11 protein-coding genes and 1 riboswitch are annotated in these 12,241 nt (G+C 39.8%); of the genes, 7 read left to right on the forward strand and 4 right to left on the reverse strand.

Going from position 1 to position 12,241, the window contains the following annotated elements; all coding sequences use genetic code 11:
- Positions 1-14: 14 nt before the first annotated feature.
- The 6 genes from nadE (at position 15) to LJC66_RS05925 (ending at position 7,103) form a co-directional block, all read left to right on the forward strand.
- The gene (nadE, locus tag LJC66_RS05900; RefSeq protein WP_013082209.1) at positions 15-845 is read left to right on the forward strand and encodes an ammonia-dependent NAD(+) synthetase; all 831 of its coding nucleotides are present in this window, start codon (positions 15-17) and stop codon (positions 843-845) included.
- Between the two features lie 282 nt (positions 846-1,127).
- Positions 1,128-1,847, forward strand: coding sequence for a (Fe-S)-binding protein (locus LJC66_RS05905; RefSeq protein ID WP_195697105.1), 720 nt, complete (start codon positions 1,128-1,130; stop codon positions 1,845-1,847).
- Between the two features lie 17 nt (positions 1,848-1,864).
- On the forward strand, positions 1,865-3,304 hold the full coding sequence (locus LJC66_RS05910) for a LutB/LldF family L-lactate oxidation iron-sulfur protein (protein WP_230932041.1): 1,440 nt from the start codon (positions 1,865-1,867) through the stop codon (positions 3,302-3,304).
- Entirely contained in the window at positions 3,282-3,995 is a 714-nt protein-coding gene (locus LJC66_RS05915) for a LutC/YkgG family protein (protein ID WP_195695054.1), read from the forward strand. The genes LJC66_RS05910 and LJC66_RS05915 overlap by 23 nt, the downstream gene beginning before the upstream one ends.
- Positions 3,996-4,424: 429 nt before the next feature.
- Complete coding sequence (locus tag LJC66_RS05920; RefSeq protein WP_230932042.1) at positions 4,425-6,581, forward strand: PAS domain S-box protein; 2,157 nt, start codon at positions 4,425-4,427, stop codon at positions 6,579-6,581.
- An 18-nt stretch (positions 6,582-6,599) separates the two neighbouring features.
- Positions 6,600-7,103, forward strand: a complete 504-nt coding sequence (locus LJC66_RS05925) for a methylated-DNA--[protein]-cysteine S-methyltransferase (protein ID WP_116515939.1) — start codon at positions 6,600-6,602, stop codon at positions 7,101-7,103.
- Here the strand turns inward: LJC66_RS05925 and LJC66_RS05930 are convergent, their stop codons facing one another.
- From LJC66_RS05930 to LJC66_RS05945, 4 genes are all read right to left on the reverse strand, one after another.
- A complete protein-coding gene (locus tag LJC66_RS05930) occupies positions 7,104-7,268 on the reverse strand; it encodes a hypothetical protein (protein WP_165592283.1) in 165 nt (54 codons plus the stop codon).
- 133 nt (positions 7,269-7,401) lie between these two features.
- Positions 7,402-8,460, reverse strand: a complete 1,059-nt coding sequence (gene mtnA / locus LJC66_RS05935) for an S-methyl-5-thioribose-1-phosphate isomerase (RefSeq protein ID WP_043979675.1) — start codon at positions 8,458-8,460, stop codon at positions 7,402-7,404.
- Between the two features lie 35 nt (positions 8,461-8,495).
- On the reverse strand, positions 8,496-9,668 hold the full coding sequence (gene mtnK / locus LJC66_RS05940; protein WP_195695051.1) for an S-methyl-5-thioribose kinase: 1,173 nt from the start codon (positions 9,666-9,668) through the stop codon (positions 8,496-8,498).
- A gap of 135 nt (positions 9,669-9,803) precedes the next feature.
- Positions 9,804-9,954: riboswitch (SAM riboswitch) on the reverse strand.
- Between the two features lie 91 nt (positions 9,955-10,045).
- Positions 10,046-10,828, reverse strand: a complete 783-nt coding sequence (locus LJC66_RS05945; RefSeq protein ID WP_013055956.1) for a carbon-nitrogen family hydrolase — start codon at positions 10,826-10,828, stop codon at positions 10,046-10,048.
- A gap of 112 nt (positions 10,829-10,940) precedes the next feature.
- Between LJC66_RS05945 and LJC66_RS05950 the strand changes: the two genes are divergently transcribed.
- Positions 10,941-12,113, forward strand: a complete 1,173-nt coding sequence (locus tag LJC66_RS05950; RefSeq protein WP_195697104.1) for a pyridoxal phosphate-dependent aminotransferase — start codon at positions 10,941-10,943, stop codon at positions 12,111-12,113.
- Positions 12,114-12,241 lie beyond the last annotated feature (128 nt).

Below are 12,241 nucleotides of genomic sequence, written 5' to 3' on the forward strand. Positions count from 1 at the left end.
AGGAGAGTTTTTTTATGAAAGAGCTACAAAAGCAAATTATTGAAGAAATGCACGTCCAAAAAGAAATTAATCCCGTGGAAGAAATTCGCCGCAGCGTTGATTTTCTGAAATCCTACATGAACAAATATCCTTTTTTACGTTCGTTTGTACTAGGTATTTCCGGCGGCCAAGATTCTACGTTAACGGGAAAGCTGGCGCAGCTAGCGGTTAATGAGTTGAACGAAGAAGCGGGAGAAGAGCGCTATCAGTTTATTGCTGTTCGTCTTCCATACGGTGTGCAGGCAGATGAAGCAGACTGTCAAGATGCACTTGCTTTTATTCAACCAACAAAATCTATTTCTATTAACGTAAAACCAGCAGTAGATGCGATGCTTTCTGCTGTTGAAGAAGCGGCAGATGATAAAGTTTCCGACTTCAACAAAGGAAATGTAAAAGCACGTGAACGAATGATTGCGCAATATACGGTAGCGGGCATGTACAGTGGAGTCGTACTCGGAACGGATCACTCTGCTGAAGCTGTTACAGGATTTTATACAAAATTCGGTGACGGAGGAGCTGACTTAGTACCTATCTTCCGTCTGAACAAGCGACAAGGAAAACAAATGCTAAAAGAATTAGGCTGTCCCGAGCATCTATATATGAAAAAACCAACGGCTGATTTGGAAGAAGATCGTCCACAGCTTCCGGATGAAGAAGCGCTTGGCGTAACGTATGAGCAAATCGACGATTATTTAGAAGGCAAAGATGTAGGTGAACATGCAAGTAACGTCATTGAAGGTCACTTTTTAAAGACGCAGCATAAACGCCAATTGCCAATCACAGTATTTGATGATTTTTGGAAATAAATAAGTAAGAAGCTAAGACAAAAGTAGTTTAGTTAAAGGAAGATCCGACCGGTGAAGATTCTTGATAGAGAATCTTCACCGGTCGGATTTTTTAATGTTATGGCAAACGTAGGTTTCACGTATCTCAATTTCTTATTTTTTATGAAAAAAAGATAGCAAACAAAGAAAGGTATTTTTGAAAAACTAGTGAAATTAGAAAAACATAGGAGTATAATAGCATTAAGTCATCTGATGACCTGTTAACTAAAAGAAGTAAAATGATCAGCTTGGAGGGAGCAAATGATGAAAGTATCTTTATTTGCCACATGTTTGATTGATATGTTTCAAACAAATGTAGGAAAAGCGACGGTAGAATTGTTAGAACGATTAGGATGCGAAGTGGATTTTCCAAAGAGTCAAGTTTGCTGCGGCCAGCCTGCATATAACAGCGGTTACGTAAAAGAATCAAAAGAAGCAATGAAAAACATGATAAAAGCGTTTCAGCATGCAGAGTACGTTGTATCTCCGTCTGGATCGTGTGTGACAATGTTCAAAGAGTATCCTCATCTTTTTGAAGGTGATGCTGCATGGCATGAACCTGCCGTGAAGCTTGCTGATAAAACGTATGAGCTAACAGATTTTATTGTAAACGTTTTAAAAGTGGAAGATGTAGGAGCCAGCTTAAATGGGAAAGCCACTTATCATTCTTCCTGTCATATGACGCGTTTGCTAAACGTAAAAAAAGAACCTTTTACACTATTAAACAATGTAAAGGGTCTTGAAATGGAAAACCTTGAAAACAGTCATAACTGCTGCGGATTCGGCGGGACGTTTTCGGTTAAAATGGGGCAAATCTCTGAACAAATGGTAGATGAAAAAGTAGGCTGTATAGCTAAGACAAACGCGGATTATTTAATTGGAGCTGACTGCGGCTGTCTTATGAATATTGGAGGAAGAATTGAACGAAAAGGACAGCCTGTAAAAGTGATGCATATCGCTGAAGTGTTAAATAGCAGAATGTAAAGAAAGGAGAATACCGAATGTCTATGAAAATAGGAAACGAACAGTTTAAAAAACGCGTCGATGATGGAGTCAATAATGCGTTTATGCGCTTTGCGGTTTCAGGTGCTCAAGAGCGCTTAAGAAGCCGTAGACTAGATGCCGCAGAAGAGTTAGGAAACTGGGAAGAATGGAGAGCGCTTGGCGAAGAAATTCGTCAGCATACGCTTGAAAATTTAGATTACTATTTAGAACAGCTGACTGATAATGTAGCAAAACGCGGAGGCCACGTTTTTTTCGCTCAAACAGCTGAAGAAGCGAATGAGTACATGAAAAATGTAGCGAAGCAAAAACAGGCAAAGAAAGTGGTTAAATCCAAGTCAATGGTTACAGAAGAAATTCATATGAACGCTGCTTTAGAAGAACTAGGCTGTGAAGTTATTGAAACGGACTTAGGAGAATATATCCTGCAAGTAGATGATCACGATCCGCCTTCTCATATCGTAGCTCCTGCGCTTCATAAAAATAAAGAACAAATTAGAGATGTATTTCAGGAAAAGCTTTCTTATAAAAAGACAGAAAAACCTGAAGAACTAGCTCTTCATGCCCGGGAAATGCTGAGAAAAGAATTCTTATCAGCAGATATTGGCATCACGGGATGTAATTTTGCGATTGCAGAATCTGGATCTATTTCACTTGTTACGAATGAAGGAAATGCAAGGCTAACAACAGCACTTCCTAAAACGCAAATTACGGTTATGGGAATGGAACGAATTGTGCCAACATTTGAAGAATTTGAAGTGTTGGTAAGCCTGTTAACTAGAAGTGCAGTAGGTCAGCGGCTTACAAGTTACGTAACAGCGCTTACAGGGCCTAGACTTCCAGGGGAAGTAGACGGACCGGAAGAATTTCACCTAGTGATTGTGGATAACGGACGATCTGCGATTTTAGGAACTGAGTTTCAATCTGTTTTACAGTGTATTCGCTGTGCGGCATGTGTGAATGTATGTCCCGTGTATCGCCATATTGGAGGACATTCATATGGATCTATTTATTCAGGTCCTATTGGAGCTGTATTATCTCCTTTGCTTGGAGGCTATGAAGACTACAAAGAGCTTCCATATGCCTCAACGCTATGTGCAGCCTGTACAGATGCCTGTCCGGTCAAAATTCCGCTGCATGAGCTATTGCACAAGCACCGTCAGCGAATTGTCGAGAAAGAAGGAAAAGCACCTATTTCGGAAAAGCTGGCGATGAAAGCATTTGGCTTGGGAGCAGCTTCTTCTTCTCTATATACAGTGGGCGCTAAAGTAGCACCGGCAGCCCTTACTCCTTTTATGTCAGGGAGCAGTATTTCCAAAGGACCTGGTCCATTAAAAGCGTGGACGGAAAGCAGAGAGTTTCCAGCCCCTACAAAAGAGCGCTTACGAGATTGGTTTGATAAAAGGAGTGATGGTGATGAACGGAAGCATTCAAAATAGAGACAGTTTTTTAGACAACATTGCTGCTAATCTTAAGCGAAGCAGGAGAACAGGCGGTGTAGTGAAGCCACAATGGAAGCATGCTCCTCAGCATGAGGTCTACCGCAACTATTCGCCGGATCAATTAAAGAAAGAGCTTGAAAACCATTGCGAACGTATTCATACTCGCTATGTAGAAACCTCATCACAACACTTGCCAGATGCCCTTGAGGAAGCCGTAGCGAACTATGGAAATGGTCTTGTCTGCACGTGGAATGATCCCAGGTTTTCCGAATATGGATTGAATCCGCTGATGGAGAAATGGGAAACAAACCGTAACCTTCACGTATGGAATTCGGTAAAAGGCGATGAGAATGTTAAACTAGCTGAACAAGCAAACGTCGGCATCACGTTCAGTGATTTGACGCTGGCAGAATCTGGAACAGTTGTTTTGTTTAGCAGTGCTGAAAAAGGACGAGCGGTAAGCTTGCTGCCCGCCACTTATATTGCAATCATACCTCAAAGCTCAATTGTTCCTCGCATGACACAAGCCGCTGAAATGATTCATGAAAAAGTAGAGCGAGGAGAAACGATTGCTTCTTGCATTAACTTTATTACGGGACCGAGCAATTCAGCTGATATTGAAATGAATTTAGTCGTTGGCGTGCATGGACCTATTCAAGCAACTTATATTGTAGTGAATGATCGATGAGGCTGGGACAAACGTATTTTAGCCGAAGTGAAAAACGAACCGTGAATCAACATGTTTGATTCACGGTTCGTTTTCTTTGTTATGTTGAGCATAGGTTTTAGCTGTTTCATTCCTTCTAGCAGTGGATTGGAGGGCAAGGCAAAGACTCCTGCGGAAAGCGAAGTCTTGCACGGAAACCAACTGTGGTGTCACAAGCGGTTCAGCTAGCTCATGCATCTCATTTATTCGTCTTTAGATTGGATTCATTTTGTTATGTCTCAGCCTCTTTTATTCATGCTCCATTTCTAAATAGCGGGATAATGTGAAGAAATGTCGCATTTTGAATAAACGTGCCTAATTTTAAAAAGGTAAAAAGCAAATCTTGTAGAATATTAAGTCTATAGATAAAAGGTGGGGAAATGGGAAGTGCAAAAGAAAGGAGCAATGAGCATGTCACCACATAGAGAATTAACATCTGAAGCTGCGCAAAAGCAGCAAGATGAATTACAGCAGCTACGAGCTATTTTTAATGACGTATTAGATGCCATTGTCGTATTTGATGAGTATTTTCAAGTTATAAATGCAAATGAATCAGCCTGCGGGCTGTTTGAAAAAACAAAGGATGAGCTATTAACGTATCAAATGAAAGATTTTCTGATGTATTTTCCGTATGACATGATTGAAGCGTATTATCCAGCACTTTTAGAAGAAAGCTATTTCAAATATGAAGGCGCGATGACGCTTCGAAGCGGCATGATGAAGCATGTTGAATTTACTTCACACAAACATAGTCACATGTCGGGCATTATTGTGTGTACATTTCGAGATATTACGCAGCACAAAATGATGGAAAATGAACGGTTTATTAGCCATCATATGTTTATGGATGTATTTAATGAAGCGGTAGACGGAATTGTCATTTTTGATCGAACGGGTCAGCTTATCGACGCGAACCCTTCATTTTGCGAACGATTAAATTATACAAGAGCACAGCTTCTAACCAAAACATTAGAAGAGCTTGTAGAACCTACTTATCATTATAAGGTGAAAAAATTATGGAGAACTCTGCATCAAGAAGGAAAGACAAGCGGTGAGCTACCGATCAGGCTCGAAAATGGAGACGTTACTTTTTTTGAATTTACCACAACGGCTAATATATACAGTCAATACTATATGTCCATTATGAGAGACGTGACGGAAAAACGGCTGATGGAGCAGCAGCTGTTGAGAAGCGAAAAAAATTTCAGGGCTATTTTTGAAAATGCGATTGAAGCGATCTTGATTTGGAGAGACGATGGTGAAATCTTGAACGCTAATCTTGCTTCTTCGCGTACATTTGAGCTGCCGTTAAACAAATTAATTGGAAGCAATTTGTATACATTTATCGATACAAAAAGCTTTAGTGCGTTAAAGGTGCTCCAAACGTTTCAAACAAAAGGAGAAATTCGCAATCAGCTTCCTTTTTACATGCCAAATGGAGAAATCAAACAGTTGGAATTCACAGGGAAAAAAGGCATTATAGAAGGAGACCATTTAACCATTTTTCGAAACATCAGTGAACGTACAAAAATCGAACAGGAGCTTCGAAATAACGAAGAGAAATTCAGACAGATTTTTAATGGTTCGATCGATGGGTTAGTTTTATGGGACGGCAAGCGAAATATTATTGATGTGAATTCTTCTCTTTGTGATATTCTAGAACTCAGCAAAGAGGAGATTTGTGCACACTCCATGGAGGATTTTATTTCTTCAGCGAATTTAGATGCGGTCATTGAGCATAAAGAAACAATTGAGCAAAAAGGGGAAGCTGAAGGAGAGATTACGTACGTTACGGGGAACGAAAAAGTTAAAAATATTGAATTTTCCACGAAAAAAGATATCTTGCCAGGTCTATATATGACGCTTTTAAGAGACGTAACGGAACGAAATCAAATGCAAGAGCAGATTCGAAAATCGGATACGCTTCAAGTAGTCGGCCAGTTAGCAGCTGGGATTGCGCATGAAATCCGCAACCCAATGACAGCTTTAAAAGGGTTTGTGCAGCTGTTAGAAAGCAGCATTCAAGAAGACCACTCTCTTTATTTTGATATTATTAAATCCGAATTAAAAAGAATTGAAACCATTATTACAGAGTTTCTAGTACTGGCTAAGCCACAGGCCGTAAAGTTTGAAAAGAAAAATCTAGCTGCGGTTGTGAAAGAAACGATTGATTTATTAAATGCTCAAGCGCTTTTAGAAAATATTCAGTTTGAACTAAGTGTGTCCCCTCAGCTGCCAATGGTATACTGCGAGCCGAACCAAATTAAGCAAGTACTAATAAATGTCATTAAAAATGCAATTGAAGTCACGTCAAACGGAGGAAGAATTATTGTTGAAGTTTACTCTACAGAGCCGCACTACGTGACGGTCTCCATTCGAGATCAAGGGGACGGAATGCCCGAAGAGCGCATCAAGCGCTTAGGAGAACCATTTTATACGACAAAAGAAAAAGGAACGGGACTCGGTTTGATGGTCTCATATAAAATTATCGAAGAACATAAAGGGCGAATTGAAGTGGAAAGCAAAATAGGAGAAGGCACAGCTTTTCATGTTATTCTTCCAGCTTAATTAGAAAGGATAAAAAATATGTACTACGGAGAAATGAATTTATTTTCTGATTTGAAAATTTATATTGTAGCCTCGGAAAAAGGGGTTCAACATATTTGGTTTGATAGCGATGATCACAACGAGCAGCTTAAAAAACTTGTCCATGACGAGAATTATCATCATGTGAAAGAAGCAAAGCGACAGCTGCAGGATTATGCTGAAGGGCGCACGTTAACATTTGATTTGCCTTTGGATATAAAAGGAACAGACTTCCAAAAAGAAGTGTGGTTAACGCTTAAAGGTATACCTTATGGACAAACGTGGTCTTATAGTGATGTAGCAGAGTCTGTTAATCGCTCTAAAGCCGTAAGGGCTGTGGGACAAGCGAATCGTCGAAATCCACTGCCTATTATTTTACCTTGTCACCGTGTGATTGGAAAAAATGGAGCTTTAACAGGTTATGCAGGTTCCCAAACTCATATAAAAGAGAAACTATTAATGCTTGAAAGAAATGTAGCAAAAGGCGCTCTGGAGTTAAAATAACTATTCACCGTCCAATTTCCAGCCTTCTCCTTGCACAAAAACACCGTCAATTTGCTGAGGAGAAGGAAGGGAATTTAGTTCTTCATCTTTGGATAAATCGAATAGCTGATAGTGCTGCTTACGATTCAGCGCTTTGTTTTTATCCGTGTTTTGCTCTGAACTCATATTTACTCCCCCTTATTCAAAAAGAATCCCCTATAATATATGTAGAAAAAGAAGAGAGTACTGTTACAATTGTGTTACAAATGCAGGTGAAAACCAGTGCTCAACAAAAAAAGCCGCATAGCAGCGGCTTTTTTTATTGAGCGGATTGCAGCAAAACTTTTTGAATGGATTCCAAAGATGGAGAATGGATAATTCCATGCTCTGTAATAATGGCCGTAATCAGTTCGCTTGGCGTCACATCAAAAGCTGGATTGTATACAGAGATTCCGTCTGGAGCAATTTGCGTATCTCCAATGTGTGTTACTTCTTTAGGTGAACGTTCTTCAATAGGGATGCTGCTGCCGTCTTGAATCGATAAATCAAACGTGGACTGCGGCGCTGCTACGTAAAATGGAATACCGAATGCTTTCGCTAAAAGAGCAAGTCCATATGTTCCAATTTTGTTAGCCGTATCGCCATTTGCTGCAATGCGGTCAGCACCTACAATAATCCCATTAATTCCTTTTGTTTTAATGGTATGAGCGGCCATATTATCCGTAATCAGCGTAACGTCCACTCCCGACTGCTGAAGTTCCCATGCTGTTAAGCGAGAACCTTGAAGAACGGGTCTTGTTTCACAGGCAAATACTTCAAGCGGAATATCGCGCTGCTTAGACAAGTGAAAAGGTGCTAAGGCTGTTCCATAATAAGCTGTAGCAATTGAACCAGCATTACATATTGTCATGATTTTATCTTTCTTTTTAAATAAAGAAAGAGCATGATCTCCAATTCGGTAGCACGTTTCTTCATCTTCTACTTGAATTTGAATAGCTTCATGAACAACTTTTGTTTTAGCTTCATTAACGGACGAAGCGGACTCAGCGCTTTTCGCTACGCGTTCCAATGCCCAAAATAAATTGACGGCAGTAGGGCGTGAACTAGCTAAATACTGTTGATCAAGAGCTAGCTTTTTGTTAAATTCCTTGACTGAATCTGTGTCATAGCTAAGCGCAGAAAGAGCAAGACCAAAAGCCGCCGTAATGCCAATTGCAGGGGCTCCGCGTACTTTCAAGGTAGTGATAGCATCCCATACGTCTTTAATGGTTTGCAGCTTAATATATTCAACTTTGCCAGGAAGCTGCTGCTGATCTAATAAAGTAATATATGATTCATTCCATTCCACTGAGCGCGGAAGTGATAGTGTATTTGTCATGCTGATACCGATCCTTTCATTGTGTACATTATTCGTTATCGAAGTAAATGTTCAAATTCATTTGGTGAAACGTCTTGTTGGTGCAGAAGCAAATAGCGTCCAATTTTTAACGCAGTACGTTTAGTGTTAATTTTTCTTTCCTCTGAAGAAATTTCGTCTAAGTCCGCCACGTGAGCTAAGCCAATTGTACGTCGAATGATTTCACATCCTGCATATCCAACAGCATCTTGCCACGTTTGCGTTAGAATTTCATGTAATAAGCGCTCATCTTTAGCGAAAGGTTCAGTGTTTTCAGAATGCCAAAGCACAGTAAATGTATCTTTAAATACGTTCCATGTGTTCGTAATGTGTGCAAATAACGGTTCGCGATTTGTTTCTCGAGAAAGAGCATTTAAAAACAAATTCGCAACAAATTGTCCTAAATCGAATCCAAACGGACCGTAAAAAGCAAACTCTGGATCAATCACTTTCGTTTCTTGACTGCTAGCAAAGATGCTGCCCGTATGTAAATCACCGTGGATTAGCGTTTGCGCATTTGTTAAAAATTTATATTTTAATTTTGCTGCTTGTAGCTTTACATCACTATCATTCCACAATTCTTCTACATCAGGACGCAACGCTTTTTCGAATTCATTTGTATCAATATCAAAAAAAGGATCTGTAAAAACTAAATCTTCCGTAATATTGCATAAGTCTGGGTTGCTGTACTTAACAACTTCTTCTTTTTTATCCTGAGGCTTTAAGGCGAAATCAGACGTTTTGAACGCAATATGTCCTAAAAAAGAACCGATATGCTGTGAGAGCAGAGGATAACTTTCACCTTGAATAAGTCCGGCGCGAGAAATCGTTAAATGAGACAGGTCTTCCATGACCGTAACAGCAAGCGTTTCATCGTGGTAATAAACAGCGGGCACAAGTTCTGGCGTAAATGCACCAAATTGCTTGAGCGCATTGCTTTCAATTGTGGCACGGTTCAAGGATAGAGGCCAGCTTTCGCCTACAACTTTTGCATAGGGAAGCGCTTGTTTGACGATAATGGATTTATTCGTTTGATCATTTATGATGTGAAAGACGAGATTTAAGTTGCCGTCACCAATTTCACGGGCAGTCAGTGCTTCTGTGGCATCAAAAAGACCTAGCTTTTTCACAAGTTTGATTGCTGAAATTTCTGTTAAAGGCTGATACTTCTCTGTTTTTGTTGTTGACATCGGAATCCCTCCATAGTTTATTAAACTGATTTGTTTACTAAGTTAATAGGTTTAAGAGTATATGGAGGCTTTTATAATTTTAGAAAATATAAAAGCCTCTTTCGTTGGAAAGAGGCTTGATTGTAGTGTTCAAACCTCTTATCTGCCAGAAAGAATTACTTTCTGTTGGAATTAGCACCGTGCCTTTGTAAAACATGTTTTACGGGTGTGATCCATCTTAGGATGGAATGACGGTCGGTTGCTGGGCTTCACAGGGCCAAATCCCTCAGCCAACTCTTGATAAGAGTACGATTACTTATTCAATTTTGATTTGTTTGAATATTTTATGATATCTGGTGAAAATCGTATCATGCAAAAAAACGGCTGTCAATACATAATTAATAAAATTCTGTACGGCGATCTGTAAAGACAGGAATTTGTTTGCGAATTTCTTTTACAAGTTCCAGGTTAACGTCAGCACTTAAAAGTTCTTCGCTATCGCCAGCTTCAGCGATTATTTCTCCCCACGGATCGATGACTAAGGAATGTCCGGCAAATGTGTTATTAGGATCTTGGCCTACACGATTACATGCGATTACGTAGCATTGATTTTCGATTGCACGGCTAATAAGCAGTGCTTTCCAGTGGGCAAGTCTTGGAGCCGGCCACTGAGCGACAACAAACAAGACTTCTGCTCCGCTGCTAGTATGAACCCGAATCCATTCTGGAAAACGAATATCGTAACAAATAACTCCTGCGCATAAAGACTGTTCAAGTGTAAAAAGATTTTTTGCTGTTCCTGCTTCTAAATACAGGTGTTCATCCATTAATTTAAATAAGTGCAGCTTACTGTATTGTGATACTTCACGACCTTTTCGGTCAAAAATATACATCGTATTCGTGACGCCTTGCTCTGTTTTTTTCGCGATCGAACCTGCCACGATATTTACTTCGTTCGTTTTAGCAAACTGAGAGATTAATTGCTTGGCTTGCTGCCCTTCATCATCTGCAATTTCGTCTAGCCGCGTCAAATCATAAGCTGTATCCCATAGCTCAGGAAGCACAAGGATATCAGGGTTTTCTTTCAGGGCTTCCGTCATTTTTTGTTCGATATATTTTCGGTTTTTAGTTGGGTTTCCAAACGCAATATCAAGCTGCAAACACGTAATTTTTACACTCACTTTATCATCCGTCCTTTTTTTAGTAGTTGAAAAAAATGACTTTACAAGTTGAGTATTACAATATATTATTTGTGACTAGAATTTCAAGAATTTTTTGAGAAGGTGTGCGATGATGAAACAATTTGAGCAATCGGAACTATTAAAAAGTTTACCAAAACAATTTTTTGCATCACTTGTAGGCAAGGTAGGAAAAGTAATGGCCCAAGGGCACGACGTTATTAACTTAGGGCAGGGAAATCCTGATCAGCCTACTCCTTCACATATTGTAGAAACACTGCAAAAAGCAAGTGCTAATCCTATGCATCATAAATATTCTCCATTTCGGGGGCACCAGTTTTTAAAAGAGGCCGTTGCGACTTTTTATAAACGAGAATATGGCGTTGATGTGGATCCTGAAAAAGAAGTAGCTATTTTATTTGGCGGAAAGGGTGGACTTGTTGAAATCCCGCAGTGCTTATTAAACCCTGGAGATACGGTGCTGGTTCCGGATCCTGGGTATCCTGATTACTGGTCTGGAGTAGAGCTTGCAAAAGCAAAGATGGAAGTGATGCCGCTCACGGCTGAAAATCATTTTCTACCCGTATACGAAGAGGTAAGTGAACGTGCTAAAGAACAGGCAAAGCTCATGTTTTTAAACTATCCCAATAATCCTACCGGTGCAGTGGCAACGGCAGAATTTTTTGAAGACACCGTGGCGTTTGCTGCCAAGCACGATATTTGTGTGGTACACGACTTTGCCTACGGAGCAATTGGATTTGATGGTAAAAAGCCAATCAGCTTTTTACAGACTCCTGGTGCAAAAGAGACGGGAATTGAAATTTATACTCTTTCTAAAACGTATAACATGGCGGGATGGCGAGTTGGATTTGCTGTAGGAAATGAAAGTGTTGTAGAAGCTATTAATCTTCTTCAAGATCATATGTATGTCAGCCTCTTTGGGGCGGTTCAAGAGGCAGCCGCCGCAGCTCTGTTGGAGTCTCAACAATGTGTAAATGATTTAGTTAAGCGCTATGAATCTAGACGCAATACCTTTATTCAAGGGCTTCGAGAAATTGGTTGGGATGTTACATCTCCAGCGGGCTCCTTTTTTGCATGGCTAAAAGTTCCTGAAGGATATACTTCTGAACAGTTTTCAGATTTACTTCTTGAAAAAGCTCACGTTGTAGTGGCGCCTGGAGTAGGCTTTGGAACATATGGTGAAGGCTATGTGCGCGTAGGACTGCTGACGGATGAAGAGCGCATGAGAGAAGCTGTATCTCGAATAAAAAAATTAGATTTATTTTAAAAACGCATTGACAATCCTTTTTGAGTTGGCTTAATATGTAAGAAGTTAACGAGATTAATAACCGATAAATCCTAGCGGTATTTTTTATTTAGTATATAATCTATGAATTTAATTTAAATAAATAGCAA

It is taken from the genome of Priestia sp. TSO9, from assembly GCF_021029645.1.
In the GTDB taxonomy this organism is placed as follows: Bacteria; Bacillota; Bacilli; order Bacillales; family Bacillaceae_H; genus Priestia; species Priestia megaterium_E.

Excerpts from the sequence above, each read along its gene's own strand:
- nadE (WP_013082209.1), top strand. The coding sequence starts at position 15 with ATGAAAGAGCTACAAAAGCAAATTATTGAAGAAATGCACGTCCAAAAA.
- LJC66_RS05905 (WP_195697105.1), top strand. The coding sequence starts at position 1,128 with ATGAAAGTATCTTTATTTGCCACATGTTTGATTGATATGTTTCAAACA.
- LJC66_RS05910 (WP_230932041.1), top strand. The coding sequence starts at position 1,865 with ATGTCTATGAAAATAGGAAACGAACAGTTTAAAAAACGCGTCGATGAT.
- LJC66_RS05915 (WP_195695054.1), top strand. The coding sequence starts at position 3,282 with ATGAACGGAAGCATTCAAAATAGAGACAGTTTTTTAGACAACATTGCT.
- LJC66_RS05920 (WP_230932042.1), top strand. The coding sequence starts at position 4,425 with ATGTCACCACATAGAGAATTAACATCTGAAGCTGCGCAAAAGCAGCAA.
- LJC66_RS05925 (WP_116515939.1), top strand. The coding sequence starts at position 6,600 with ATGTACTACGGAGAAATGAATTTATTTTCTGATTTGAAAATTTATATT.
- LJC66_RS05930 (WP_165592283.1), bottom strand. The coding sequence starts at position 7,268 with ATGAGTTCAGAGCAAAACACGGATAAAAACAAAGCGCTGAATCGTAAG.
- mtnA (WP_043979675.1), bottom strand. The coding sequence starts at position 8,460 with ATGACAAATACACTATCACTTCCGCGCTCAGTGGAATGGAATGAATCA.
- mtnK (WP_195695051.1), bottom strand. The coding sequence starts at position 9,668 with ATGTCAACAACAAAAACAGAGAAGTATCAGCCTTTAACAGAAATTTCA.
- LJC66_RS05950 (WP_195697104.1), top strand. The coding sequence starts at position 10,941 with ATGAAACAATTTGAGCAATCGGAACTATTAAAAAGTTTACCAAAACAA.